The organism is Alteromonas sp. ABH4_454 (assembly GCF_056311775.1).
Map to the genome: position 1 here is coordinate 1,939,055 of NZ_CM149972.1, position 26,595 is coordinate 1,965,649.

The window sequence follows — 26,595 nt, forward strand, 5'->3', positions numbered from 1 at the left end:
AAAACAATTAACCCCTCAGTGGAGGCTATTTTGGACAAAAGCATGAAAATTCTCGTGGTCGATGACTTTTCAACCATGAGACGTATCATCAAAAACCTACTCAAAGACTTGGGTTTTGCCAACATTCAGGAAGCGGATGACGGAAGCACTGCATTACCTATGTTACAACAAGGCGATTTCGACTTTGTTGTTACTGATTGGAACATGCCTGGTATGCAGGGTATAGATTTGCTCCGCGCGATTAGAGCCGATGACAAACTTAAGCATTTGCCAGTACTTATGGTGACCGCCGAAGCGAAGAAGGAACAGATCGTTGCCGCCGCCCAAGCGGGTGTGAATGGTTACGTCGTTAAACCTTTCACCGCGGCAACGCTTAAAGAAAAATTAGATAAAATATTCGAACGTTTAGGTTGATCCAGACGCTCACCAGATAAATGAGGTTTACTGGATGTCAACGAATGTAAACGTTCCAATATCGTTAGAAGAAGCAAAGCAGCTTGTCACTTTTCTCGAAGAAGGTGACAAGGCTTCAGCTAACGCACTACTTGAAGCCGTCTCAATGAAAGAAAACGTTGAGCTATTCGCTGAAGTAGGCAAGTTAACGCGTCAACTCCACGACGCATTAAACAACTTTCAAATAGACGACCGCATCAAAAATCTAGCTACAGACGATATCCCTGATGCCCAGTCCCGCCTTACCTACGTAATTGAAGAAACCGAAAAAGCTGCTAATACTACTATGGATGCCGTTGAGGCGAGTATGCCCATCGCTGAACTGCTATCGGAGCGGATCGAAAAGGTTATGCCAGAGTGGAAAAAGCTGATGAACCGCCAAATCGAGTTGGGTGAGTTTAAGGTTTTATGTGCAGACTTAGACGAATTGTTGGAAGACGGTTCGAATCAGTCGGCTAAACTTACACAGTTACTTACAGAAGTTTTGATGGCACAAGGTTATCAAGACTTGACTGGACAGGTTATTCGTCGCGTTATCGACTTGGTTAAAGAAGTCGAAGATAGCCTTGTAAACATGCTTACTATGTTTGGCGAACGGGACGGTGCAGAACAAACTAAACCTTCCAGCGTTAAGGCCGATAAGGTTGATGGTGTAGAGGCAGAAGGCCCAATTATTGATGCTGACAAACGAGATGACGTCGTTTCAGGTCAAGATGATGTAGATGATCTTCTGTCTAGCTTAGGTTTTTAGGGGAGCGGGTGCATGTCGTTTGATGTTGACGAGGAAATATTACAGGACTTTCTAGTTGAGGCTGGAGAGATACTTGAACAATTACAAGAACAGCTCGTTGATCTTGAGAACAATCCTGAAGACGCGGACTTGCTTAACGCAATTTTTCGCGGCTATCACACAGTAAAAGGGGGAGCGGGCTTCCTTTCTCTTACTGAGTTAGTTGAAATTTGTCACGGTGCTGAAAACGTTTTTGACGTCATGCGCAATGGCCAACGAACGCTAACGCCTGAGTTAATGGATATCATTTTGCAAGCCACTGATGTGGTGGTTGAAATGTTTGAGAGAGTAAAAGCACAAGAGCCGCTAGAGCCGGCGGATGCTCACCTCGTCGACCTGTTACACAAACTCAGTCGCCCAGAATCTCCAGATGAAAACATTTTCGACAATGCAAGTGCGCCCGAGCCAGAAGTTGTCGCGGCTGAGCCCGAGGTCGTTGCAGAAGAGCCGGAACTAGCTATAGATGAACCAGTGCCAGCAGCGTCAGATACCAGTGAAAGTAGCGGTGGTATAGAAGAAATTACCGAAGATGAGTTTGAGGCTCTCCTTGATGAGCTTCATGGAGGTGGTGCTCCAGGACAAGCTGCATCAACCAATACAGAAGCCGCCAAAACGGAGCCTGCGCAAACGTCAGCACCAGCGGCGAGCACTGACAGTGATGACATTACTGATGAAGAGTTCGAAGCACTGTTAGATGATCTGCACGGAAAAGGTCAGTTTGGTGGGGACGAAAAAAGTGCTCCAGAACCAGTATCAGCAGCTGCTCCGGCAAGTAGTGCCGGAGATGAAGAAATTACCGACGATGAATTTGAAGCACTGCTTGATCAGCTTCACGGTTCTGGTCAAGGTCCAACTAAACAAGGCTCTGCTCCAGCGGCCCCTGAACCTCCGGTAGACAAAGCGGCTACCGAAGCTGTTCAAAAAGCAAAGCAAGCCGCGTCGAGTGCCCCGGCTGCGCCTAAGGCGAAGCCAGAACCCAGTGCAGCGAGCCCAGCTAAAACGAGCAAAGCAGCTGCGCCAAAAGCGCCTGCCAAGAAAGATGATAAAAAAGGGGCTCCTGCTCCACCACCTGCTGAGACAACAGTACGTGTAGACACTAAGCGTTTAGACCAAATTATGAATATGGTCGGCGAACTCGTACTCGTTAGAAACCGACTGATAAGTTTGGGGATCAACAGCAACGATGAGAGCATGTCAAAGGCCATTGCTAATCTAGATGTAGTGACTGGAGACTTGCAAGGTGCGGTAATGAAAACCCGCATGCAGCCTATCAAGAAAGTGTTTGGCCGTTTTCCTCGCGTTGTACGTGACCTGGCTAGAAGCTTAAAGAAAGAAATTACCTTAGATCTTGTAGGTGAAGAGACAGACTTAGATAAAAACTTGGTTGAAGCATTGGCCGACCCGCTCGTGCATTTGGTGCGAAACTCTGTCGACCACGGGATAGAAATGCCTGATGATCGTGCAGCGGCAGGTAAGCCTCGCATGGGTACGGTTCAGCTATCAGCATCTCAAGAGGGCGACCATATTCTTCTTACTATCGAAGACGACGGTAAGGGTATGGACGCCGAAAAGCTCAAAGAGATCGCAATTAGCCGCGGCGTATTGGACGCAGACGCAGCAGCACGCATGTCTGACGTTGAAGCGTTTAATCTTATTTTTGCACCTGGCTTCTCTACTAAAACCGAAATCAGCGATATTTCAGGTCGTGGTGTGGGCATGGACGTGGTTAAAACCAAGATTAACCAGCTCAACGGTACCATCAATATCGACTCGCAGTTAGGAAAAGGTACACGATTAGATATCAAGGTACCGCTAACGCTCGCGATTCTACCTACGTTAATGATTGTTGTAGGAAAACAGACCTTTGCGTTACCATTAGGTGCGGTGAACGAAATAATAAACATGGACATCAAGAAGACCAATACGGTAGATGGCCAGCTAACAATGATAGTTCGTTCGAAAGCAATTCCGTTGTTCTTCCTTGGTGAATGGTTAATCCGAGGCCCCAAAAATATAAATAAAGAAAAGGGGCATGTTGTTGTGGTGCAAATTGGTACTCAACAAGTAGGGTTTGTCGTAGACGCGCTGATAGGCCAGGAAGAAGTGGTTATTAAACCACTCGATGCATTGTTGCAAGGTACGCCTGGTATGGCTGGCGCAACAATTACTTCAGACGGTGGAATTGCATTAATTTTAGATGTTCCTAGCCTGCTCAAACGGTACGCGCGTAAACCTATAAAGTAAGGCGATGAATTAACAGGAATGATAATCCATGGTCTTTAAAGTCCTAGTCGTGGACGACTCGACTTTCTATCGCCGTCGAGTAAGAGAAATTCTCGAAGGAGATAGAGAGCTTGAGGTTGTAGGTGAAGCAAGAAACGGACGTGATGCATTAGACAAGGCGGAAGCTCTTAAGCCTGATGTAATAACAATGGACGTTGAAATGCCTGTTATGGATGGTATTTCCGCCGTTAAGGCAATTATGGATAAACGTCCTACGCCAATTTTAATGTTTTCATCATTAACGCATCATGGCGCTCAGGCAACGCTAGATGCGTTAGAAGCAGGCGCGCTCGATTTCTTACCCAAGAAATTCGAAGATATAGCCCAAGATAGAAAAGATGCTTCGCGGTTACTTTGCACTAAAGTCAGGTTGATCGCGCGAAGAGGGTTAGGCGTTAAGCGCCCATCTCTTCGCACCGCCGAGACGAGAAAACTCCCTGACAATGCGCCCAAACAGGCTTTTTTCAAAACGTCGGGTTTACTTTCTGGTCATAAAGACGCTGCAAAGCAGCCTACCGTTTCCTCAGTGAGAGCAACGGGTAAGCAATACAGATGTTTAGCTATTGGGGCGTCCACAGGTGGGCCTGTTGCACTTCAAAAAGTGCTTTCTCCACTACCTGCAGATTTTCCTTATCCTATTTTACTTGTGCAGCATATGCCTGGGACTTTCACTACTGCATTTGCACAGCGTTTAGATAGCAACTGTAAAATTAAAGTGAAAGAAGCAGAGCATGGCGATATTTTAGCACCAGGGCACGCTTATCTTGCCCCAGGAGGAAAGCAAATGTTGCTTGAATCTATCGGTAGCAACAAGCGAATTTCCATCGTTGATGCAAGCCAGTCTGATAAGGTGAATTATAAGCCAAGCGTAGACCTGACCTTTAGCTCGTTGGCTAAAGTTTATGGTGGCGACGTGCTTGGTATCATCTTAACGGGTATGGGCGCAGACGGTAGAGAGGGCTGTCGGATACTCAAGGATAAGGGGGCGACTATTTGGGCGCAAGACCAAGACTCCTGTGTGGTTTACGGTATGCCTCAGGCTGTCGCTGTGGCTAATATATCGAGTAAAAATATTAATATCGATGATATAAGCAGTTGCGTTCAAACCGAAATGCGATAGCAGTTTGAACAGTAATGGAACAGTAATTATGAAAGTGTGGACTGTGGCAAATCAAAAAGGCGGGGTAGGTAAAACTACCACAACCGTAAGCCTTGGCGGCTTGCTCGCTCAAAAGGGCAAGCGAGTGCTCATGATAGATACCGATCCCCACGCATCGCTTAGTTACTATTTTGGTATTGATGCAGAAGCGACAAGCCATTCTGTTTACGACATTTTTATTAAGTCTAACGAGATTACTGCCGATAATGTTATGGACTGTCTCAGTCCTACAAAACTCGACAATTTATATGTGCTACCCGCAACCATGGCATTGGCGACGTTAGACCGAACCATGGGAAGCGAGCAGGGGATGGGCTTAGTGCTAAAAAAAGCACTTGCTAAAATAGCCGATGAGTTCGACTTTGCTATCATCGACTGCCCGCCTGTATTGGGCGTGTTAATGGTTAATGCCTTAGCGGCATGCGATAAGGTTATTGTTCCGACTCAGACAGAATATTTGGCGCTTAAAGGCTTAGATAGAATGATACGCACTATGGAAATAATGGGGCGTTCATTAAATAAGTCTTTTGATACTCTGATCATTCCTACTTTGTTCGATAAACGAACAAACGCCGCATTAGCGTCGAGAAAGCGCTTAATGGGTGATTACGGTGAACGTGTGTGGGAAGGTGTTATCCCGGTGGATACTCATTTTAGGGATGCGAGTTTGGTGCAGCTTCCTATCTCTGCTGCGTACCCGAAGACAAGAGGTGTAAATGCCTACAATAAACTGTTAGCCGTATTGGAGAAATAACAAAACCATGAGCAAGCAATCGCCATTTGCCCGTGAAGAAGTGATGGAGGCATACCTAGACAGTCTTCTGAAAGAGCCCGAAACTCCGGAAGATGTCACTGCGCGCACGGCAAAATTGCTTGAGCAGGCCTCTCAGCAAATGGCTGAGTCAGCCCTTGTCTCAACGGCTAGCGATAGCGAAGCGCACGTCGACAAAGAAGAAGTGTTAGCTCAAGAGGTTTCTTCGTTAATTGAAAGTCAAAATTTAAAGACGATTGATAGCGAAAAGCCGCATTCATACGTTGACGTACCTGTTCAGGCAGAAAAAGAAAGTGAGGTAAGTGCTCCTGAGAGTTTAAAAACGCCACTAAAGGATACTCTCGGTTTCCGCTTTCAGGCGCTATTCTTTGAGGTTGCAGGGCTAACGCTTGCGGTTCCCTTAACTTCGCTAGGGGGAATCCACCAAATTGAAAAAATAGGCCCTTTATTTGGAAAACCTGACTGGTTTATGGGTGTAATGTTGCACAGAGAGTCTAAACTAAGTGTTGTTGACTCTGCAAAATGGGTAATGCCAGAAAAATACGACGAAAATCTCGCACAATCGCTCAACTACCGATATCTTATAATGTTAGGAGAGAGTGCGTGGGGATTAGCAAGCGAAAAGCTTGTAAACACAGTCAATTTGACTACCGATGATGTTAAATGGCGCGAGTCCACAGGTAAACGTCCCTGGTTAGCAGGGATGGTTAAAGAAAAAATGTGTGCGTTAATTGACGTTGAAGAATTAATATCTATGCTTAACAAAGGCTTAGGCAGTAACGACCAGACGCCATAGTATTGGGAGCCAGGTTCATGAGCGATGAAAGAATGAATAATAACGCTAGCGACAGTAACGATGAAGTCCTTCAATGGGTGACGTATCGCTTAGGTGAAGAAACGTACGGTATTAACGTAATGCAAGTACAAGAAGTACTGCGTTATACCGAAATAGCCCCTGTACCCGGTGCGCCTGATTATGTGCTTGGTATTATTAACTTGCGTGGTAACGTGGTAACCGTCATTGATACCCGTGCGCGTTTTGGGCTGCCGCCAACGGAAATCACAGACAACACTCGTATAGTTATCATAGAGTCGGACGAACAGGTTGTCGGTATCTTAGTGGATAGTGTCGCAGAAGTGGTGTACTTAAAATCTTCAGAAATCGACAGCGCCCCTAACGTTGGTACTGAAGAAAGCGCTAAATTTATCCAAGGGGTTAGCAATCGTGATGGCGAACTGCTTATTCTTGTTGATTTAAATAAATTGCTCAGCGACGAAGAGTGGGATGAGCTTAGCAATATCTAAATAATGATTAGGCGGCATGTATTGTCTATGTCGCCTCCATTTCCCCAAGGGTTATGTCCATGGAATGGCAGCTTGCTGCACCTACCTTAATTGAACTTATTTTGTGCGGCTTTATCGTTGTGCTTGCTGTTACTGTAAGTATTCTATATTCGCACGTTAAGCAGTTACGTACAGCTTTAAGCGATAGTGAGCAAAATAGTGCTTCTGCAATTGCGCGAGCAGAAGCGCTCGCTAAAGATGCAAATAACCAACAAACCGAGGCGCAAGCACGCACATTGGTCATTACTCGCCACATTCAAGAGCTAGACGAAAAACAAACTGATATTGAAAATCAGCTTCGAGAGCTCAAACTTCAAGATCCTTCCCTACGCCTATATCAACGTGCTGCAGACTTAGTTAAGCAAGGTGCCAGCATCGACGAAATTATTGAGGCCTGTGACATTCCTCGCGCTGAAGCTGAGATGTTAGTTATGGTGCATAAACAGAACAGCTAGTTGTTTGGTACTGATAAACTCGCCTTACAAAGAAAACGTTTAGACGTCTAGACGTAAAGATGTTGACATATCGCCAGTTATAGACACAATACAGGTATTGTAATTTATCACTGGAGCCCTCTATGCCAATTCGTATTCCTGAGCAGTTACCCGCGCAGAACGTACTACAAGGTGAAAACATTTTTACCATGGACATGGACAGGGCTGCCAATCAGGATATTCGTCCTCTTGAAGTCGGCATTCTTAATTTGATGCCGAACAAGATAGAAACAGAAGTACAGTTACTTCGCCTGCTATCGAATACGCCGCTGCAAATAAACGTAGACTTGATTCGCATTGATAATCAAGCACCCAAAAATACTCCCCAGTCACACATGGATGCTTTCTATCACGACTTTTCAGCAGTCGCGAATAAGAAATACGACGGCCTTATTGTTACTGGTGCGCCTCTAGCGCTTATCGACTATGAGGAAGTGAAGTATTGGGACACCATGACCACCATATTGGAGTGGGCACAGCGACACGTTAACTCTACTTTATACCTGTGTTGGGCTGCCCATGCGGCTATGTATCACTTCTATGGCATAACCCGAGAGATCAGAGACGAAAAGTTTTCTGGTGTTTTTCAACATAAAGTGAACGACCCTAACAATGAACTGCTAAGAGGTTTTGACCCTACGTTTCACGCTCCCCATTCTCGTTATGGGCATATCGATACTTCGCTGTATAACAGTGTTGATGGGCTGAGTGTTGTGGCAGAATCTGATGATGTAGGTGCGTATATTGTGGCATCTGAAGACAAGCGAATGGTGTTTGTAACAGGCCATCCAGAATATGACCCTGATACGCTTAAAGACGAATACTTACGGGACATTGCCGCGGGTCAAACTACAGCAATGCCGAAAAACTATTTTGAAGGGGATGATCCAGCCAAGTCTCCTATAGTACAGTGGCGCTCGCACGGCAGCCTATTGTTTACAAACTGGCTGAATTATTATGTTTATCAGACCACGCCTTACGATTTAAGTCAGCTTGCTGAAAAGTCACAGCCAAAGAGGTAGCACGTGAGCCAAAGACAAATTTCTAGCGCGCAGGCAACGCTTACAGAAGCCGCTAAAAAACGCATTCTTATATTAGACGGCGCCATGGGCACCATGATCCAGCGCCACAAGTTGGAAGAAGAAGATTACCGCGGGACACAGTTTGCCGACTGGCATTGCGATGTTAAGGGTAACAATGATTTGTTGGTGCTAACCCAGCCCGATATTATTTACCAAATTCACTGTGATTATTTTGAAGCTGGTGCGGACATTATTGAAACGAACACGTTTAATGCTACGACTATCGCAATGGCCGATTATGATATGCAGGCTCAATCACGGGATATCAATGTGGCTGCGGCTAAGTTAGCGCGTAAAGCTGCCGATGAATTCACCGCAAAAACACCTGAAAAACCCCGCTTCGTGGCCGGTGTATTAGGTCCAACAAACCGCACGGCGTCTATTTCGCCTGACGTTAATGACCCAGGTAAGCGCAACGTCACGTTTGACGAACTAGTGGAAGCGTATAGCGAGTCTACCGAAGCGCTCATTGAAGGCGGTGCAGATTTAATCATGCTCGAAACTATTTTCGATACATTAAACGCGAAAGCGGCAGCGTTTGCCGTAGAGTCGGTATTTGAAAAGCTCGGTAAGTCTTTGCCCGTGATGGTGTCAGGCACTATCACCGACGCTTCAGGGCGTACGCTTTCGGGGCAAACCGCGGAAGCATTTTATTACTCAATGCGACACATTAGTCCGTTTTCCTTCGGCTTAAACTGCGCACTGGGCCCAGATCTATTGCGTCAATACGTCGATGAAGTGGCTAATGTTAGTGAGTGCTTCATATCCGCACACCCTAATGCAGGCTTGCCTAACGAATTTGGCGAATACGACATGGAAGGTCCAGAGATGGCCGAGCACATCAAAGAATGGGCGCAATCAGGGCTAGTAAATATCGTAGGTGGTTGTTGTGGCAGTACCCCAGAGCACATTCGCGATATTGCCAATGCGGTTGAAGGTCTCGCGCCACGCAAGATTCCCGAATTTAAACCTAAAATGCGTTTGTCAGGCCTAGAGCCGTTTGTACACTAGGAGGGCATTATGAGCGCAGAATTTTCAACATTTATTAATATCGGTGAGCGCACTAACGTTACAGGTTCTGCTCGCTTTAAACGTCTTATTCTTGAGGGTGATTATGAAACCGCACTTGATGTCGCAAGACAGCAGGTAGAAAACGGTGCCCAAATCATTGATATCAATATGGACGAGGCCATGCTTGATTCAAAGCAGGCCATGATCACATTTTTAAACCTTATCGCTTCTGAGCCAGATATTAGCCGAGTTCCCATTATGATCGACTCGTCTAAATGGGAGATTATCGAAGCCGGGCTTAAGTGTGTACAAGGTAAAGCGATAGTTAACTCGATTAGCTTAAAAGAAGGTGAAGAACTCTTCTTAAACCAAGCTAAGCTAATAAAGCGCTACGGTGCTGCAACCGTAGTGATGGCGTTTGACGAGACCGGGCAGGCCGACACACAAACCCGCAAAGTTGAAATTTGTCAGCGTAGCTACAAGCTTTTGACTGAAGAAGTTGGTTTTCCGCCTGAAGATATTATCTTTGACCCCAATATTTTCGCAGTAGCAACGGGGATTGAAGAACACGATAATTACGCGGTTGATTTTATCGAAGCTACCCGCGAGATACGTAAAACCTGCCCTTACTCACATATTTCTGGTGGCCTTTCTAATATTTCGTTCTCTTTCAGGGGCAACAACCCAGTGCGCGAGGCTATGCACTCGGTGTTTCTGTACCACGCTATTCGCGCGGGTATGGATATGGCAATCGTTAATGCCGGTCAGCTTAGAGGTATATGACGAAATTCCCGCTGAACTTCGAGATGCGGTTGAAGACGTGATTCTAAATCGCAGAAGTGATGCCACAGAGCGCTTGCTTGATATTGCCCCTAATTATCAAGGTGATGGTAAGGCTGCCGCGAAGGAAGATTTATCTTGGCGCGAGCAAGAAGTGAATAAGCGATTAGAACATGCGCTTGTTAAAGGAATTACCGATTATATTATTGAAGACACCGAAGAAGCGCGCCAGCAAGCTGAGCGCCCGTTACACGTTATCGAAGGGCCATTGATGGATGGCATGAACGTAGTAGGGGATTTATTCGGTGAAGGTAAGATGTTCCTTCCGCAGGTAGTAAAGTCGGCTCGCGTTATGAAAAAAGCGGTAGCCCATTTACAGCCATACATTGAAGAAGAAAAGTCAGACGATGCTAAAAGCAACGGTAAAATTCTTCTCGCTACGGTAAAAGGTGATGTTCACGATATCGGTAAAAATATCGTAGGCGTGGTACTTCAGTGTAATAACTTTGAAGTGATTGATCTTGGCGTGATGGTGCCAGCGGCAACAATTTTACAAACCGCTAAAGATGAAAATGTTGATATGATTGGTTTGTCAGGCCTTATTACGCCATCACTTGATGAGATGGTTCACGTAGCCAAAGAAATGGAACGTCAAGGCTTTGATATTCCTTTACTTATTGGCGGGGCGACGACGTCTAAAGCGCATACCGCAGTAAAAATTGAACAAAATTACCATGCGCCTGTGGCTTATGTTCCAAATGCAAGTAGAGCAGTAGGAGTATGTCAGCGTCTTCTAAACAAAGCGTCTCGCGATATTTATGCAGAAGAACTGGCAAAAGAATACGATACGGTACGTGAACAGCACGCCCGTAAAAAGCCGCGCAGCAAGCCGGTGACGTTAGCTCAGGCGAGAGAAAATGCTTTTAAGCCAGATTATACGACTTTACCGGTAAAACCTGCGAGCTTAGGTGTTACACCGGTAACCGCCGATTTAGCTACGCTACGCAACTACATTGATTGGACGCCATTTTTCTTAACGTGGTCTTTAGCAGGAAAATACCCGCGTATACTCGAGGATGAAGTAGTAGGAGAGCAGGCCCGGTCACTGTTTAACGACGCCAACGCCATGTTAGATAAAGTTATCGAAGAGAACAGTCTTCAGGCGAAAGGCGTTATCGGCTTGTTTCCTGCTAACCGCGTTGATGATGATGTTGAGATTTATACCGATGAATCTAGAAGTGAGGTCCAAGGCGTTGCCCATCACCTGAGGCAGCAAACGCTAAAAGACAAATTCGCTAACTATTGTCTGGCGGACTTTGTTGCTGAGAAATCCAGCGGCATAAACGACTATGTAGGGGCTTTTGCCGTCACCGGTGGTATAGGTGAAGACGAGCTTGCTGATAGCTATATTCAGACTGGCGATGACTACAACGGCATTATGGTTAAAGCGGTGGCAGACAGGCTTGCCGAAGCGTTTGCAGAATATCTACACGAACAAGTACGTAAGCACTACTGGGGCTACGCCGCAGACGAATCACTAAGCAATGAAGAGTTGATACGCGAAAAGTATCAGGGCATTCGACCTGCACCCGGTTATGCGGCGTGTCCAGAACACACTGAAAAGCAGTCTCATTTGGGATCTGCTATCAGCAGAACAGCACACAGGTATGAAGCTAACCGAAAGCTATGCTATGTGGCCGGGAGCTTCGGTATCCGGATGGTATTTTGCTCACCCTGATTCGAAATATTTTGCTGTTGCTAAAATTCAAGCCGACCAGGTAGAAGATTACGCCACACGTAAAGGCTGGACGCTAGAAGAAGCTGAAAAGTGGTTAGGGCCTAACCTAAGTGATTAGTACTAATAAGGCAGGGAAGGTATATGCAAATCGAAAAGCCTTTTAGTCAGGCCTGTGAAAACAACAAGCGCGCTATTTTGAGCGTGCTTGAACGTACATTTGCTAACTGCCGACAAGTTTTAGAGATAGGAAGCGGTACGGGGCAACACGCCGTATTTTTGGCTGAACACTTGCCCCATCTTATTTGGCACACAAGCGATCAACCACACTACCACGAGGGTATTGCCGCTTGGCTGAGTGATGCAAGTGTGGGTAATGTGAAACCTCCCATTGCATTCACTGTGGGGCAAGATGTATTTCCCAACCTCGACGTAGACGGTATTTTTACGGCAAACACCGCGCATATCATGCAGAAAGAAGAGGCAAAGCTACTCATGGAATCAGTAGCGTTGCACTTACCTAAAGGGGGCATATTTTGTCAGTATGGCCCTTTTACACACAGCGGTAAATTTACCTCTGAAAGTAACCAAGCCTTCCACGCTTCGCTCTTAGCGCGTGGCTGTGGTGGTTACCGCGATATCAACGAGCTTACTGCTTGGGCAGGCGAGTTAAGCTTGCAAGATATTATCGATATGCCCGCCAACAACCATATGCTTATTTGGGAAAAGCGCTAAAGAAGTATCAATTGCATCAATCAAAGGAGTAGCTATGAGCTTTAAAGTAAACCATTATTTCGACAACAAAGTGAGCTCGATCGCGTTTGAATCTGCAAACGGCCCTTGTACGTCAGGGGTAATGTCACCAGGTGAATATACTTTCTCTACCTCTCATAAAGAGTTAATGAAAGTGGTAGAAGGTGAGCTAGTGGTTAAGTTACCGGGAAGTGACGAATGGCAATCTTTCGCCACAGGTACCAGTTTTAATGTGCCTGCAGATGCATCTTTTGACGTAAAAGTGTCTACGCCTACCGCTTACCTTTGCTTTTACAGCTAAACGTAAAAGACCTAATAGCTACGCAATCTTGCCATGTGCGTTAATTTTGCGTAGCTTTATAAAAAACAAATCAAGGATGAAACGTTGCCATGACGGATGACAATGCATATACCCCCATGCCCGACTACGAAAGTTATAGTCTAGAAGAACTTGCCCAAGCGTTAAACTCCATAGACGCTGCTGAGTATCCAGAACGCGCTGCCAAGATTTCGGCCTTAATCGCTGAAAGAAAAAGTAAGTTGCACGCATCACACGAAGCAATCAGTAAAGCGAATGATAAAATAACCCGTACCGAGCAGATTAAGTTTCATGGTAAAGCGGGTGAGTTTTTTTCTATATGGATAGTTAATTTACTTCTGAGTATTGTTACCTTAGGTATTTATTCTGCATGGGCTACGGTGCGTACCAAACGCTATTTCTATAGCAATACAGAGCTTGATGGTCATCGCTTTTCTTACCTTGCTGAACCGCTACAAATTTTAAAGGGGCGGATAATTGCCGTAATTTTATTCGGTGGTTATTTTTTTCTAACTACGATAAACCCCGCTGCTGCGCTTATTTTCGCACTTATTCTCATGGCATTAACGCCTGCTTTAATTATTATGAGTATGCGTTTTAGGCTTCGTATGACGGCATATAGAAACGTTAGATTTTCTTTTAAAGGCCGGTGGGGAGAAGCCTTTGCGTTATTTGTACTCTTGCCTATTGCAAGCATATTTACTCTGTACTTGCTTATGCCTTGGGTATTAAAGAAGATTGATGCGTTTTTAGTAAACGAATCATGTTTTGGCAATAAATCCTTTTCCACCACGCTGGAAACGGGCAAATACTATCGAACATCAGTTGGTGTGCTGTTTATCTCTCTTTGCTTAATGCTAGTTTCGTCTTTTGTGTTAGGTATTGGCGCTGTGGCAATGTCTAACGGTGAACCGTCGTCTGTTTCAGCTCTAGCACCAATACTGTTAGTTTTGTTTTACTTAGTAGCCTACGCTGTAGTATCAGGTTACTACAATGCTCGAATTAGGAATCACATTTTCCAAAAAACACAACTTGAAAACGTTGCTCAATTTAATTCATCGCTAGCAGCAGGTGCACTCATCAAACTGCGCTTAGTCAATGCGCTAGCGATTGTTCTAACTTTAGGAATGGCGCTTCCTTGGGCAAAAGTGAGAACTGCAAAATTATTCGCCGACGCCACTGAAGTAAAAGTGCTTGAAGGTTTTGATCAGGTACTTATTGGTAGTTCTGGTTCTGCTGGTGCGGTAGCAGAGGAAGCTGCGACTTTATTTGATGTAGACGTTGCTTTAGGTTAACTGCTGTGTCGGTATCACATTACTATTACGCAAGCGGTGTTAGTTCAGATATTGTGACCTGTAATATTGAGGGCGACGAGCTGGTTATTTTCTTTGACCAAAATGGCACTTCTAAACGGGTACACAGGTCAGAGATGACAACTCGCACAAAACTTGCGGGGTTACCACGAGAAGTGTCTTTGGATGGCGGTGATTTACTTATGTGGTCGTCTAGCCCAGAGGAAGATGCCTGGCTTGATAAAAATCAATGGGTAGGGGTGAGTAAATTAGAGTCGAAAAAGTCGTATTTAATGGCAAGTATAATACTTGTGCCTTTGCTTCTTTATGGACTATTCACCCAAGCACTTCCTCGAATTGCCGTGTCGTTTTCTCAATATGTTCCCTACAGCATAAAAGAAATCGGTTCTCAACATACCTTGGCCGCGCTCGATAGCACTTTACTTAAGCCATCTGAACTTAGTACCGAATCAAAGGAATTACACGCTAACAGTTTTTATTCACTATTAGCTCAAATAGAGACGGAAAATAAAAATTACCGCGTGCACTTTCGCCACTCTAACGTACTAGGTCCCAATGCTTTTGCCTTACCTGATGGCACTATTGTGTTTACCGACCAACTCATCGCTTTGGTTGAGGAAAATCAAGACGTATTAAATGCTATTTTTCTGCATGAAGTAGGGCATGTAGAAAACAATCATTCCATGCAGCTTATTGCAGAGTCACTATTCGCAACCCTTGCGATAAGTTATATTTTTGGCGACTTGAGTGGCGTTTTAGATGGTGTTCTAGGCGTAGGAACAAGTGTAGTTCAAAATCAATTTAGCAAAGCTCATGAATGGGAAGCGGACAACTACGCTATTGGTCAATTAAAAGCATTGGGTAAAGATCCCGCTGACTTCGCGGCTGCTATGGAAGCATTCCAAACGTTAGCCACAGAGCAGTCAGACGTTGATAGCTGGTTTAGTTCCCATCCACTTGTACAAGACCGTATTGATAATGCACGAATGGCAAAATAACCTATGAGGTGCTAAGCGAAAGAGTTTGGGACATTGCGATAAAGTCATCTACAAACCCCAGCGCGTCAGTAGCGTTGCGATGGCCCAAATATAGAGTTTTAGTCACGCCCGCTTCACCCATAGATTTTGTGCATAGCAATTCACTTTCCTTTGCCTCCTCAACAAGCCACTTTGGTAAAGCGGTAATACCGCGACCAGCAGCTACCATTTGCAAAATAATTTCAGTGGTTTCAATGGTTTTGTGCTGTTTGACCGTGCAGTTGGCAGGTGTAAGAAAATGCGTAAATACGTCAAGGCGACTTTGCTCCACCGGATAAGTTATAAGGGTTTCATTACTTAAGTCTTTTGGCGTTACAAATGACTTTTCTGCTAAGTTATGATGTTTATCCATAACCAGTACTTGCTCGTATTCAAATACGGGCGTGTAGGTAATAGTGTCAAGATGCAGCGGGTCGGGCGTAAGTAAAATGTCTATATCGTACCCGTGAAGTGCCTGTAATCCACCAAACGAAAATGCACGGCGTACATCAACATCAACATCGGGGAAGGCCTTTAAAAACGGCGCGACAACTTTTAACAGCCATTCGAAGCATGGGTAGCATTCCATCCCAATACGCAATATGCCTTGTTTTCCGTCGGCAAACTTTTGAAGCTGGGCTTCGGTGTGTTCAAACTGTGGTAAGACCCTGTGGGCAAGACCTAAAACACTTTGACCGGCTTGGGTGAGCGTTAGCCTTCTGCCTTCTTTTTTCCAAAGCGGCACGTCAAAATGCGCTTCTAATTTCTTCATCGCGTGACTTAACGCTGATTGGGTAAGAAAAAGCGATTTTGCTGCTTCCGTCATGGTACCTTCAGCGTCAATCGCTCGTACTATTTTTAAATGGTGTCTATCAATCATAGTGGCTATATTTAGATTAACGTTTCTGAGGTGAACTAGACGCGGAGCTAACAATAGTGACTGCGTCAGAAAGACGAGATTCGATGATCTCCTTTATGATAATAGAGATCTCTCTAAAGGTTTTCCTGCCTGGCGCCGTGTTTCTCCATGCCAAAGAGTGCTGACGCTCTATGGGCATATCTGCGATTTCACACACATGCAGTGCTTCAGGTTTGTGTAGTTCTGAATGTATGTAAAGACCAGGCAAAAAAGCCACACCCATCCCCATTACTACCATTTGGCGCAAAGTATCTAGGCTGGTTCCTTCGTAATCACGCTGTAAATCGGCACCAATTTCATCGCAAATACGCTGTACTTGATGGTGAAAATGATGACGGTCTTCTAGCGTTAGTACTTTTTCACCACTTAATTCTTCTGGTTTAACATAGGCCTCACCCGCTAATTTATGATCGGATGGTGTGACAAATTTCAACGGCTCTTTGAAAAGTGGCTGGGTTATCAATTGTGAGTTCTCGCCCGAAAGTGGCGATAAAATTAAGTCATACTCGCCCCGCAAAAGACCATGCTGTAGGGCATTAGGCGCGCCTTCACGTACGTAAAAACGCAAGCCAGGTTTACGTTTGTGTAAATCGGGCAAAACGAAAGGGAGCAAATAAGGGCCAAGTGTTGGGGGAATACCCAATCGGAATGTCACCGTTTCCCCCTGAGACAAGTCACGAGCAATTTCGCCGAACCTCTGAGAGGCCTGTAATACTTCTTCAGCCGCATCTAGCAGCGCTTTACCTTGTGGTGATAAAAGCGTGCCGGTGCGTGAGCGCTCAAATAAAGTTAAGCCTAAAAGGTTTTCCAGTGCACTAATTTGACTGGTCAGAGTAGGCTGACTAATTCCTAGTATTCCCGCAGCCTGTCTGAAGCTCAAGTACTTAGCCACAGCTACAAAATAGCGGATTTGGTTTATTGACGGGGTCTTTCCGTTAAATTGCATGGTGAAAATAGCCTTCTCTTACTAGACTTATAATTGATGATGTTTTGGTTGTGATAGTATTTAGCTATCGCGAGTTAGTATATTAAACTATTAATCTATCAGGTGAAACTGGCGTAATTACATAATCATTACAATTATTAAAAAAATTGGGAGTTATATATGGATCACGTTATCTCTGGTGTGGCTAAATTTCAGAAAGAAGTTTATCCGAACAAAAAGGCTACGTTTCAAAAGTTAGCAAACGGCCAAAACCCAGAAGTGCTTTTCATTACGTGTTCAGACTCACGTATCGACCCTAACCTCGTAACACAAACTGACCCAGGCGAACTTTTCATTTGCCGTAACGCAGGCAATATCGTTCCTCCTCACAGTAATGAAACCGGTGGCATGACAGCATCTATCGAATTTGCAGTTGCTGCACTGGGCGTTTCTCACATTGTTATTTGTGGTCACACCGACTGTGGTGCGATGAAAGGTGCGATTAACCCAGAAGGTTTGAGTTCGTTGCCACACGTTAAAGAGTGGCTAGGCCATTGTCGTGTGGCAACTGACGTAGTTAAAGAACGCTGCGGTCATTCAGATTTGTCGCTAGAAGATTTAGAAGCGGTAACAAAAGAAAATGTTGTTCAACAAATTCAGCATCTTCGTACTCACCCGTCTGTTGCTGCGAAAATCGCTACAGGCCAGGTTAAGCTACACGGATGGGTTTACAACATCGGCGAAGGTGATGTGCTTTGCTACAACGCTGAAAGCGGTGAGTTTGAAGCCATGGACCAGAGCGCTGCTGAAGCACAGCTTTCGCGCGGTGAATAAGGTCAAACACTATGGTTAAAATTAATCTCTCTAATTTACGAGGCGATTTTACCGGCGGTTTAACAGCCGGTATCGTTGCTTTGCCACTGGCGCTTGCGCTGGGTGTAGCGTCAGGTCTTGGCCCAATGGCTGGTCTTTACGGTGCTATCGCCGTTGGCTTTTTTGCTGCACTGTTTGGTGGAACGCCTGCGCAAATTTCAGGTCCTACAGGGCCAATGGTGGTGGTACTTGCAGGCCTATTTGCAAGCCTTTCTGGCGATGCCAGTCTTATATTCACAGCGGTGATATTGGCGGGTATATTCCAAATTGTTTTTGGTGTGCTTGGCGTAGGTCAATATATCCGCTTGGTTCCCTATCCGGTAATCTCAGGCTTTATGTCGGGCATTGGTGCTATAATCATCATCCTCCAATTAGGCAGACTGTTGGGTCATGAGCCTCCGGGCGGTACCATTGGCGCACTGTCTTACCTACCTACAGCCCTTGCTGATATTGACTTTGCTACCCTTGCATTAGGTTTAGGTACATTAGTCATTGCCTACAAATGGCCACCTCAATTAGGCAAGTATGTGCCAGGTGCACTTGCTGCGTTAATCATAGGCACGCTAGTAAGTTTGGCGCTTTCAGTACCAATTCTTGGCGATATTCCTACAGGTTTACCAAGTCTTCACCTACCAGTTTTTGACCAAAGTAAGGCACTGCTAATTCTTGAAGCAGCGTTCATTCTTGCTGTACTGGGCGCTATCGATAGTCTATTAACGTCTCTTGTTGCTGATAACATGACACGTACTCGTCACGACAGTAATAAAGAGTTAATCGGTCAAGGTATTGGTAACACCTTTGCTGGTCTAATTGGCGGTATCGCGGGCGCGGGCGCGACCATGCGTACGGTTGTTAATATCCGCAGCGGTGGTAAATACAACATTTCAGGTATGGTCCACGCGCTTGTTTTGCTTGCAATCGTATTAGGACTTAGCCCGTTAGCAGCGCAAATTCCTCACGCAGTACTTGCTGGTATTCTGGTTAAAGTTGGTTTAGATATCATCGACTGGAGCTACCTGAAACGTGCACACAAAGGACCGCGCTGGGACTTCGGCCTAATGATTATGGTGCTTGCACTAACGGTATTTGTAGACTTGATTACAGCGGTTGGCGTGGGCGTTGTATTTGCTGCACTTGCATACGTTAAGCAAATTGCGCAGCTTCAAATTGAAGAACTTAAAAAGATCCCTGAGTCGCTAAACGACCCTAAAGAGAATGAGCTTTTAGAGTCACTTAAAGACAAAGTTTCAATCTTTAGCTTTGGTGGACCACTAAGCTTTGGCGCTGCCGCCGATTTAGGTCACCACGTTCGTGAGCGCGTGAAGCCGGGTTCTAAAGTCACCATACTAGACTTCTCGCGTGTTCCACTTATGGATGTATCGGCAGCAATGGCAGTTGATACGGTAACATCAGACGCACTTGCAGCTGGACGACAGCTTGTAATTTGCGGTGCAAATGCTGAAGTTAACAAAGTGCTTGAGGGCGTAAATGAAGCCCATCCAGGTATACCTAACTTCGAGACTCTTCACGACGCTTTGCTTTATGCAAAAAAGCAAGTAGCCGGGACTGAAAGCAACACGAGTTTTCAAGCCGCAACGCAATCGTAATAAGAGTTTGACGTAAACAAAACCTTTCCCTTTTTTAGCCCTCCTCTGGAGGGCTTTTTTATGCCCATAGCTTAATTTTTCCTGTAGCACGGCGATTTATTGAGGAAAGTTTACAACTTCCAAGTCGAATTGAGCACAGCCTCCCGGGAAGAATTTAGCAATTTAATTAATTGATTGTTCAATTAAACTTAACCTAAGTGTAACAATACCTACCTAAAGTAGTGTACAAACAATACACAACTACTTTGGGAAACACATGAAACCACACAATAAATTATCTATAGCAATACTTGCTGCCCTTTCATCTATGGCTGCATCGTCACAAGTTTTGGCGGAAGAGGCGGAACGTGCAGAAGAAGAGCGCATAGAAGAGATTACGGTTGTCGGTCGTAGCGTTTCTTACGCGAATAACGCAACCAGCGACGACATGTTTAAACAGCAGGCAAATCTTAGCAGTGTTTTAGCCGCGGTGGACAATTTACCCGGCGTACTCATTAACGAAGGCGATACCTTTGGCGCTGATGATTGGTCAACGTCCATCGTTATTCGTGGTTTTCAGGTCAACCTAAACGAACAGCAAATAGGTATGACGGTAGATGGCATTGCCAACGGTAACTCAAATTACGGCGGTGGTGCTAAAGCAAATCGCTATATCGATACTGAAAACGTTAATGGTGTAGAAGTGTCACAGGGTACTGCAGACATCGCTTCTCGTTCTCATGAAGCATTAGGCGGCACGCTAAATTTTACCACCATAGACCCGTCGATGGAGCAGGGTTTAGTCGCTAGCGTTACCGCTGGTGAGTTTGATGCGTCAAAATACTATGTTCGTTATGAAACCGGTGAAATATTCAAAGACACTTACGCTTGGATAAGCCTTTCAAGTCAAGAAAGCTCTGACTTTATGCAGCAGGCGGCGGAAAATACCCGCGACCATTTAGCGATGAAGTTTATCTCTACCGTTAGCGATGTATCGCTTACTGGTTATCTGTCTTACGACGATACTCACGAAGATAACTACCAGCGTATTTATGGCTTAGCGCAATATGAGCAAAACCCAGACTGGGATCAGTTAACTGACGAGTGGACAGGCGTGCCTTATCAAGATCAGGCATATCGCCGCGGTTGGTCTACGCTACGCGAAAATTTATTCGCCTATTTACAGGCAGAATTTACGATTGGTCAGGTCGATTTTATGACCAACGTGTATTATCACGACAATGAAGGGCGTGGTGAGTGGGTGCCTCCATATATCGTTGATGTTACTGACGACGGCGCAGAAGGCCATTCAGAGCTTGTTGTTGGCAACACGGTATTTGGCGGGCAAGAACTCGGACAAATTTACTTTGTGGATAGACAAGGCAATCAGTTAAGCCCTATTGAAGGTTGTCAAAGTTCACTAACTTTCCCTTATGGCGGTGCAGGTGCACAGTACGATCCTGGCTGTCACGAGCAAGGGGCTATCCCAGTGGGCTCTTATCGTCATACCCACTATGACAAACAGCGTATAGGTCTTAACGCTGATGCCGTTTGGTACACAAAGATTGGTGATTTTGATAATACGGTTCGATTTGGTATTTGGTGGGAAGATTACGATCGTGATGAATCACGTGACTGGCACAAAATTACCAACTCATCTATCAGTGTAGATTATGACAATGTACCTTATTGGGTGCAGTACGACAGAACATTCCCGGTTGATACTCTAATGTACTATGTGGAAGACGAGCTAGATTTAGGCTTTGCGCGCATCCGCGCGGGTGCGAAGAAATTTAACGTCGATATTGAAAAAACGGACAACTTTGATTCAGCTAACAATTTATCGGTGAATACTGATTCAGATACGCTGTTTTCAGCCGGTATTGTCGCACCATTGCCATTTGAAGGATTAGAAGTCTTTGCAGGCTACGGTGAAAACTTTGCGGCAATTAAAGACGCGCAGCTAGAGCGCAACGATACCGACCTCCGTTTTATAAAGCCAGAAACCGCTGACAACATCGACGTGGGTTTCCGCTATGCATCACCAGGCTTCAATGCCAGTGTGACCTACTACAATATTGAGTTTAACGACCGTATCCAATTTACCAGTAACGAAACTTCAGAGGGAATAGACTTTCTTGAAGCGGCTGCTGGTGGTTACAAAAACGTGGGTGGTATAGAGTCTAGCGGTTTTGAAATTTCAGCAGACGTTATGCTAACCGATGAGTTCTCGTTGTTTACCTCTATCACTCTAAGCGATTCTGAATACGTTGCTACGGTAGGAAGTTCAGGCACGGAATACGACACGCTTGACGATGCGCTGGCAGCCATTGCTGACCCTGAAAACCCAGAAGTGTCACTGGTAGCTATTGAAGGTAATACGGTTATCGGTACGCCTGACACTATGGCTGTAATTAGCCTTGATTGGGCACGCGATAACTACTTTGCTGGTTTGTCTACAAAGTACGTTGATAGTCGCTACTTGGATATTGATAATGCCGCACAAGTTGATGACTACATAGTTAGCGACTTCTATATTGGCGGTTTTATCGAAAACATTGGCCCAAGTGTTGAAGAGTTGGAAGTGCGTTTAACAGTAAACAATCTTTTTGATGAAGACTATGCGTCTACTATCGCCCCAGGTGCATTTTGGATTGGCGCACCTCGCGCTGTTGCAGTCAACGCACGCTTAACCTTTTAATCGTGATATCATACCTGCGACAGCATAGCGCTGTTGCAGGTTATTTTTAGATTTAAGGTTTGGAGTTGTAGCATGCCCAAGGTGGGAATGGAGCCAGTTCGTAAGAAGCAATTAATTGAAGCAACGCTAGAAGTGATGGCAGAAGTGGGCTATCACGGAACAACGATTAGCTTAATTAGTAAAAGAGCTGGGCTTTCTTCAGGGATAATCAGTCACTATTTCGGTGACAAACAAGGGTTAATTGAAGCAACCATGCGTCACCTACTCGATGCGCTTAAAATTACAAAGCGCATTGACGATCCACTTCAGCGTATTGACTTCATCATTGAGAACAACTTTTCGCAAACGCAGGGGGCGAGTTCAGCCACCAATACTTGGTTTAACTTTTGGGCGCTATCGCTGCACAATGAAGGTTTGCATCGTTTGCAATGTATTAACCACAAACGCTTAGAACGTAACTTAGCGTTTAGCTATCGCAAGTTACTTCTGCCGGAGCAGGTTAAAAATGCCGCTGCGTCCACCGCTGCACTCATTGATGGGTATTGGCTGCGCTATTCTATGGGAAGCGTAGGGAACGGTGATTTTTCGGAAGCTGTGGTGCGCTGTAAGCAGTACGTTCGCGATTTAGTGGCTCAATACGGAAAATAAATAAGCAAACGGAAGTTAAACAAGTACTCGCGGCTGGCGTATAAGTACCACCGAGCGAATACTGATTAGAAAAATAAAAAGGGCGGTTCGAGATAAATCGAACCGCCCTTTTTAATTAACTACACTTTCTAAATGAGCTTTAACGTAATTGGGGCCAGATACAAGTCGCTAGCCGGCGCGAGAATCTAGCATGAGCTCACTAAGTGACTAACTCAACGAATTACCAAATTCTTACACGCTCTTCTGGCGCAAGATAAAGTGCATCACCTGGCTTCACATCAAACGCCTCGTACCATGCATCGTGGTTTCTTGGCGCTTGAGCACGATAACGGCCTGGTGCGTGTGTACCTGCACGTAGTTGGTTAAGCATGCTTTCTTCGGTGCGCTTTTCTTTCCACACTTGTGCCCAAGCTAGGAAGAAACGCTGGTCGCCTGTTAGGCCGTCAATGACCGGCGCCTCTTTGCCGTTAAGGCTAAGCTTGTAGGCGTGGTAGGCCATAGCTAGACCGCCTACATCGCCAATGTTCTCACCCAAGCTGTTGCGACCGTTTACGAAGTTACCCTCGATAGGCTCGTATTGGCTGTATTGCTCGGCTAGCATGTCTGCTTTTTCTTCAAATGCTGCACGGTCAGCATCGGTCCACCAGTTGCGCTGAATACCGTTTGCATCAGATTTTGAACCTTGGTCGTCAAAACCGTGGCCCATCTCATGACCAATTACCGCACCAATAGCACCGTAGTTCACAGCTGCATCGGCATTAGGGTCGAAGAATGGCGGTTGTAAAATAGCCGCTGGGAATACAATCTCATTGAACGAGCTATTGTAGTAGGCATTAACGCGCTGCGGTGTCATACCCCAACGATTGCGGTCCGTTTTCTCTAGCTCGCGCTCTATTGACTGGTCTTGGAAGAAAGTACGCAGGTTGCGTACATTGCCCACTAAGTCTTTGTCGCTAATGGTTACGCCATCGAAAGACTGCCATTCATCTGGGTAGCCAATTTTAGGGTTAAACGCCATTAGCTTTTCTTTGGCGTTAACCTTGGTTTCTTCGCTCATCCAGTCTAGGTTTTCAATACGCTCACCTAGCGCTGTACGCAAGTTCTCAACCAATTCCGCCATTTGCTCTTTTGAGCTCTCGGGGAAGTATTCATTAACGTAAATCTTACCAATAGCAAAACCTAGAGATTCAGTGCCAGACATTTGGCTTACCGCACGTTTCCAGCGAGGGCGAGGCTCTTGCTGGCCGCTTAGCGTGCGACCGAAGAAGTCAAAATTAGCTAAGTAGATATCTTCTGAAAGGAAGCCAGCGTTATTTGAAATAGTGTGATACTTCAAATAGGATTTCCAATCGGCTAAGTCAGCTTCGTTAATAATTTTAATAACGTCTTTTACAGGCTCTGGCTGTGAAATATTCAGCTCAGGCACTTTGTAGCCGGTTTGAGCAAAATACGTGTCCCAATCAAAACCTGGGTATGCGTCAGACAGTTTACTACGCTCAATTTGGTTAAGCGTTAGGTCGCGGTCACGGCGTTTTTCGCGAGGCCACTGAATGTCTGCAATTTGTGTTTCAAGAGCAAGAATGTTCGCTGCTTTTTCTGCTGCGTTTTCTTCGCCTGCAAAATTAAGCATTTCCTCAATATGTGCTACATAAGCTTCGCGGATCTTAACAAAGCGTTCGCTATCGCTTAAGTAATAGTCACGATCAGGAAGGCCTAAACCACCTACACCAACGCTTAGCTGGTATTCGTTCGGATCAAGGCGGTTGTACCACATGCCACCATAAATAGGAGTACTTGAACCCACCAGCCAGCTATTACCAAAAGCTTTGGTTAGGTCAGTTCTATTTTCGATGCTTTCTATCGAAGTTAGTACGTCCTGAATTGGCTCAATACCTTTTTCATTAATGGTATCGGTGTCCATATAGGCAACAAAGAAGTCATGAACAAGCTGCTCTTCTTCATTTAGAGACGTTTTCTCCATAAGCCCATCGATGATGTTTTTAACCTGCTCTTCACTGCGTTCCGCTAGACCAGTAAACGCGCCATAGCGGGTTTTATCTGCAGGAAGTTCATAGTTGTCGTACCATGTTCCGCTGGCGTACATAAAGAAGTCGTCACCAGGTTTTACTGCTTCGTTGCGCGCGCTTAAATCAACGCCGAAAGAACCTAGCTCTGCTTCACCTTTCGCCTCAACAGTGCTTTCCTGAGTTTGTTCTTTTGCTTGCTCAGGCTGGCCGCAGCCTGCAAGGCCCAAAGATGCCGCAATCGCTACGGCTAAAAGTTTATGTTTCATCATTTTTCTCGTTGTGATTATAAGTGTCGTCGTTAGGTGCAGTGACACTCGTTGTTTTTAAAGTAGGCACAAATTCCTTGTTAAACGGTAAAGCATTCCGTGCCTGATTAAAATAGCTTGCGATATGCGGCGTTTCGCGCTGTAAAAAGTCTGCTACAGCACTGTGGAACGATGCATGTTTTAATTTGTGGTGTGAACGGCAATAAATAGGCTCGAAACCTCGAAGTATTTTATGCTCACCCTGGGTTCCGGGGTTGAATAACTCTAGCTTTTTCGAAATCGCAAATTCGATGCCCTCAAAATAACAGCAGGCAAAGTGTAACCCGTCTATTTCTTTAAGTGCTCCCCAGTATCTGCCATACAGCCCTGTTTCATCATAGAAAAATAGGGCGCTGGCTACCGCAACTTCATTTTCTATTGCAGTTACGATAAGCATGTTGTCACTCATGGTGTCGACAAGTTGCTCAAAGAACGCATCATTTAAATATCCCACGTGACCGCTGCGTTTTAAATAGGTTGCTTTGTAACACTTTGTGAAAAATTGCAGAGTTTCTGGGCTAATTTCACTTCCCGTATGGTGGGTAAATCGAACGCCTCCCTCACTGAGTTTACGGCGACTTTTCTTTATGTCTTTCCTTTTGCGGGATGTCAGTGCGTTAAGAAAATCGTCGAAGTCACCATACCCGTAGTTATGCCACTGAAACTGAACGGCGTAACGAGTTAAGTAACGGGTTGCAGCATGGGTTAAAGCCGAAGCTTGCGTTTCGCCGTTAACCGAAAGTTGTGCCGACGTTCTCTCGTTGGTGAACAGGTAGTGAAAAGAAGAAAGCTCTTCCCCAAACGCTGATGCTACATACTCTGTCAAAGTATGCTCCAGTTTCTCCATAAGAGCGTGCGTTAGGGTTACGCTATCATCGCAAAGTATCCTTGGGCCTGTAACAGGGGTGAAAGGAATTGCTGATATCCATTTAGGATAATAGTCGAGCCCGTGCTGTGCATATGCGTTGGCCCATGCATGATCAAATACATACTCGCCATAGCTATGCGTTTTTAGAAAACCAGGAATAATGATGCTGACTTCTTCTTGGTGATCATGAGTTAAAGCAATATGGCAAGGTTGCCAACCCGATTCATTTTTACACGAACCGCTGTTTTCCAATGCATGCAAAAACTCATAAGAAAGAAAAGGGCCCGCATTTTTTGCAAGTTGTTGCCAACGCTCTTTCGAAAGCTGTTCGATAGAATCTATTATTGTTATGCAATAGTCAGGTGCTGTCATGCAATTAATATCATGTAGAGGTTTTGTGCGTAAAACGCTTAGATAGTCGCAATATACGAGTATTTAG

The 26,595-nt window shown here is 45.2% G+C and carries 22 protein-coding genes and 1 pseudogene; 19 read left to right on the forward strand and 4 right to left on the reverse strand.

What is annotated here, in order from left to right; translation table 11 throughout:
• Positions 1-30: 30 nt before the first annotated feature.
• The 15 genes and pseudogenes from cheY (at position 31) to ACYX4W_RS08500 (ending at position 15,286) form a co-directional block, all read left to right on the forward strand.
• Entirely contained in the window at positions 31-414 is a 384-nt protein-coding gene (cheY, locus tag ACYX4W_RS08430) for a chemotaxis response regulator CheY (protein WP_025254383.1), read from the forward strand.
• Positions 415-448: 34 nt separating this feature from the next.
• Complete coding sequence (locus tag ACYX4W_RS08435; RefSeq protein ID WP_474854077.1) at positions 449-1,204, forward strand: protein phosphatase CheZ; 756 nt, start codon at positions 449-451, stop codon at positions 1,202-1,204.
• Positions 1,205-1,216: 12 nt separating this feature from the next.
• Positions 1,217-3,487, forward strand: a complete 2,271-nt coding sequence (locus ACYX4W_RS08440; protein WP_476075262.1) for a chemotaxis protein CheA — start codon at positions 1,217-1,219, stop codon at positions 3,485-3,487.
• Positions 3,488-3,515: 28 nt separating this feature from the next.
• The gene (locus tag ACYX4W_RS08445) at positions 3,516-4,646 is read left to right on the forward strand and encodes a protein-glutamate methylesterase/protein-glutamine glutaminase (protein WP_476075263.1); all 1,131 of its coding nucleotides are present in this window, start codon (positions 3,516-3,518) and stop codon (positions 4,644-4,646) included.
• Positions 4,647-4,674: 28 nt separating this feature from the next.
• Complete coding sequence (locus ACYX4W_RS08450) at positions 4,675-5,439, forward strand: ParA family protein (protein ID WP_476075264.1); 765 nt, start codon at positions 4,675-4,677, stop codon at positions 5,437-5,439.
• Between the two features lie 7 nt (positions 5,440-5,446).
• Entirely contained in the window at positions 5,447-6,253 is an 807-nt protein-coding gene (locus tag ACYX4W_RS08455) for a chemotaxis protein CheW (protein WP_476075265.1), read from the forward strand.
• A gap of 17 nt (positions 6,254-6,270) precedes the next feature.
• Positions 6,271-6,762: a chemotaxis protein CheW gene (locus ACYX4W_RS08460; protein ID WP_136780770.1), complete on the forward strand. Its 492-nt coding sequence runs from the start codon at positions 6,271-6,273 to the stop codon at positions 6,760-6,762.
• Positions 6,763-6,821: 59 nt separating this feature from the next.
• On the forward strand, positions 6,822-7,256 hold the full coding sequence (locus ACYX4W_RS08465; protein WP_476075266.1) for a DUF2802 domain-containing protein: 435 nt from the start codon (positions 6,822-6,824) through the stop codon (positions 7,254-7,256).
• A 122-nt stretch (positions 7,257-7,378) separates the two neighbouring features.
• Positions 7,379-8,317 (forward strand): homoserine O-succinyltransferase MetA, encoded by a 939-nt coding sequence (gene metA, locus ACYX4W_RS08470; RefSeq protein WP_476075267.1) that lies wholly within the window; start codon positions 7,379-7,381, stop codon positions 8,315-8,317.
• A 3-nt stretch (positions 8,318-8,320) separates the two neighbouring features.
• Complete coding sequence (locus tag ACYX4W_RS08475) at positions 8,321-9,388, forward strand: homocysteine S-methyltransferase family protein (RefSeq protein WP_476075268.1); 1,068 nt, start codon at positions 8,321-8,323, stop codon at positions 9,386-9,388.
• A 9-nt stretch (positions 9,389-9,397) separates the two neighbouring features.
• A pseudogene (gene metH, locus ACYX4W_RS08480) lies at positions 9,398-12,024 on the forward strand (methionine synthase).
• Positions 12,025-12,047: 23 nt separating this feature from the next.
• Positions 12,048-12,638 carry a DUF938 domain-containing protein gene (locus tag ACYX4W_RS08485; protein ID WP_476075269.1) on the forward strand — a complete coding sequence of 197 codons (591 nt, stop codon included), beginning with the start codon at positions 12,048-12,050 and terminating at the stop codon, positions 12,636-12,638.
• Between the two features lie 34 nt (positions 12,639-12,672).
• A complete protein-coding gene (gene ppnP, locus ACYX4W_RS08490; protein ID WP_476075270.1) occupies positions 12,673-12,957 on the forward strand; it encodes a pyrimidine/purine nucleoside phosphorylase in 285 nt (94 codons plus the stop codon).
• An 89-nt stretch (positions 12,958-13,046) separates the two neighbouring features.
• Positions 13,047-14,270: a YjgN family protein gene (locus ACYX4W_RS08495; RefSeq protein ID WP_476075271.1), complete on the forward strand. Its 1,224-nt coding sequence runs from the start codon at positions 13,047-13,049 to the stop codon at positions 14,268-14,270.
• Positions 14,271-14,275: 5 nt separating this feature from the next.
• Positions 14,276-15,286, forward strand: coding sequence for a M48 family metallopeptidase (locus ACYX4W_RS08500; RefSeq protein ID WP_476075272.1), 1,011 nt, complete (start codon positions 14,276-14,278; stop codon positions 15,284-15,286).
• 1 nt (position 15,287) lies between these two features.
• On the opposite strand, the gene ACYX4W_RS08505 is transcribed toward ACYX4W_RS08500, so the two are convergent.
• Together ACYX4W_RS08505 and ACYX4W_RS08510 are read right to left on the reverse strand one after the other, a co-directional pair.
• Positions 15,288-16,184: a LysR family transcriptional regulator gene (locus ACYX4W_RS08505; RefSeq protein ID WP_476075273.1), complete on the reverse strand. Its 897-nt coding sequence runs from the start codon at positions 16,182-16,184 to the stop codon at positions 15,288-15,290.
• Between the two features lie 16 nt (positions 16,185-16,200).
• The gene (locus ACYX4W_RS08510; RefSeq protein WP_474808162.1) at positions 16,201-17,169 is read right to left on the reverse strand and encodes a hydrogen peroxide-inducible genes activator; all 969 of its coding nucleotides are present in this window, start codon (positions 17,167-17,169) and stop codon (positions 16,201-16,203) included.
• A gap of 159 nt (positions 17,170-17,328) precedes the next feature.
• On the opposite strand from ACYX4W_RS08510, the gene ACYX4W_RS08515 reads away from it, so the two are divergent.
• From ACYX4W_RS08515 to betI, 4 genes are all read left to right on the forward strand, one after another.
• Positions 17,329-17,982, forward strand: coding sequence for a carbonic anhydrase (locus ACYX4W_RS08515; protein ID WP_476075274.1), 654 nt, complete (start codon positions 17,329-17,331; stop codon positions 17,980-17,982).
• 11 nt (positions 17,983-17,993) lie between these two features.
• Positions 17,994-19,628, forward strand: coding sequence for a SulP family inorganic anion transporter (locus tag ACYX4W_RS08520; RefSeq protein WP_474808159.1), 1,635 nt, complete (start codon positions 17,994-17,996; stop codon positions 19,626-19,628).
• Positions 19,629-19,884: 256 nt separating this feature from the next.
• The gene (locus ACYX4W_RS08525) at positions 19,885-22,308 is read left to right on the forward strand and encodes a TonB-dependent receptor domain-containing protein (protein WP_476075275.1); all 2,424 of its coding nucleotides are present in this window, start codon (positions 19,885-19,887) and stop codon (positions 22,306-22,308) included.
• Between the two features lie 72 nt (positions 22,309-22,380).
• Positions 22,381-22,956, forward strand: a complete 576-nt coding sequence (gene betI, locus ACYX4W_RS08530; RefSeq protein WP_476075276.1) for a transcriptional regulator BetI — start codon at positions 22,381-22,383, stop codon at positions 22,954-22,956.
• Between the two features lie 220 nt (positions 22,957-23,176).
• Here betI and ACYX4W_RS08535 read toward each other — a convergent pair whose 3' ends face one another.
• Together ACYX4W_RS08535 and ACYX4W_RS08540 are read right to left on the reverse strand one after the other, a co-directional pair.
• Positions 23,177-25,249 (reverse strand): M13 family metallopeptidase, encoded by a 2,073-nt coding sequence (locus tag ACYX4W_RS08535; RefSeq protein ID WP_476075454.1) that lies wholly within the window; start codon positions 25,247-25,249, stop codon positions 23,177-23,179.
• Positions 25,239-26,528 carry a GNAT family N-acetyltransferase gene (locus tag ACYX4W_RS08540; RefSeq protein ID WP_476075277.1) on the reverse strand — a complete coding sequence of 430 codons (1,290 nt, stop codon included), beginning with the start codon at positions 26,526-26,528 and terminating at the stop codon, positions 25,239-25,241. The genes ACYX4W_RS08535 and ACYX4W_RS08540 overlap by 11 nt, the downstream gene beginning before the upstream one ends.
• Positions 26,529-26,595: the final 67 nt, after the last annotated feature.

Coding starts and splice junctions, on each gene's coding strand:
- ACYX4W_RS08440 (WP_476075262.1), top strand. CDS start 1,217: ATGTCGTTTGATGTTGACGAGGAAATATTACAGGACTTTCTAGTTGAG.
- ACYX4W_RS08535 (WP_476075454.1), bottom strand. CDS start 25,249: ATGAAACATAAACTTTTAGCCGTAGCGATTGCGGCATCTTTGGGCCTT.
- betI (WP_476075276.1), top strand. CDS start 22,381: ATGCCCAAGGTGGGAATGGAGCCAGTTCGTAAGAAGCAATTAATTGAA.
- metA (WP_476075267.1), top strand. CDS start 7,379: ATGCCAATTCGTATTCCTGAGCAGTTACCCGCGCAGAACGTACTACAA.
- ACYX4W_RS08465 (WP_476075266.1), top strand. CDS start 6,822: ATGGAATGGCAGCTTGCTGCACCTACCTTAATTGAACTTATTTTGTGC.
- ACYX4W_RS08460 (WP_136780770.1), top strand. CDS start 6,271: ATGAGCGATGAAAGAATGAATAATAACGCTAGCGACAGTAACGATGAA.
- ACYX4W_RS08485 (WP_476075269.1), top strand. CDS start 12,048: ATGCAAATCGAAAAGCCTTTTAGTCAGGCCTGTGAAAACAACAAGCGC.
- ACYX4W_RS08450 (WP_476075264.1), top strand. CDS start 4,675: ATGAAAGTGTGGACTGTGGCAAATCAAAAAGGCGGGGTAGGTAAAACT.
- ACYX4W_RS08510 (WP_474808162.1), bottom strand. CDS start 17,169: ATGCAATTTAACGGAAAGACCCCGTCAATAAACCAAATCCGCTATTTT.
- ACYX4W_RS08525 (WP_476075275.1), top strand. CDS start 19,885: ATGAAACCACACAATAAATTATCTATAGCAATACTTGCTGCCCTTTCA.
- ACYX4W_RS08520 (WP_474808159.1), top strand. CDS start 17,994: ATGGTTAAAATTAATCTCTCTAATTTACGAGGCGATTTTACCGGCGGT.
- ACYX4W_RS08435 (WP_474854077.1), top strand. CDS start 449: ATGTCAACGAATGTAAACGTTCCAATATCGTTAGAAGAAGCAAAGCAG.
- ACYX4W_RS08495 (WP_476075271.1), top strand. CDS start 13,047: ATGACGGATGACAATGCATATACCCCCATGCCCGACTACGAAAGTTAT.
- ACYX4W_RS08540 (WP_476075277.1), bottom strand. CDS start 26,528: ATGACAGCACCTGACTATTGCATAACAATAATAGATTCTATCGAACAG.
- ACYX4W_RS08455 (WP_476075265.1), top strand. CDS start 5,447: ATGAGCAAGCAATCGCCATTTGCCCGTGAAGAAGTGATGGAGGCATAC.
- ACYX4W_RS08445 (WP_476075263.1), top strand. CDS start 3,516: ATGGTCTTTAAAGTCCTAGTCGTGGACGACTCGACTTTCTATCGCCGT.
- ACYX4W_RS08505 (WP_476075273.1), bottom strand. CDS start 16,184: ATGATTGATAGACACCATTTAAAAATAGTACGAGCGATTGACGCTGAA.
- ppnP (WP_476075270.1), top strand. CDS start 12,673: ATGAGCTTTAAAGTAAACCATTATTTCGACAACAAAGTGAGCTCGATC.
- ACYX4W_RS08515 (WP_476075274.1), top strand. CDS start 17,329: ATGGATCACGTTATCTCTGGTGTGGCTAAATTTCAGAAAGAAGTTTAT.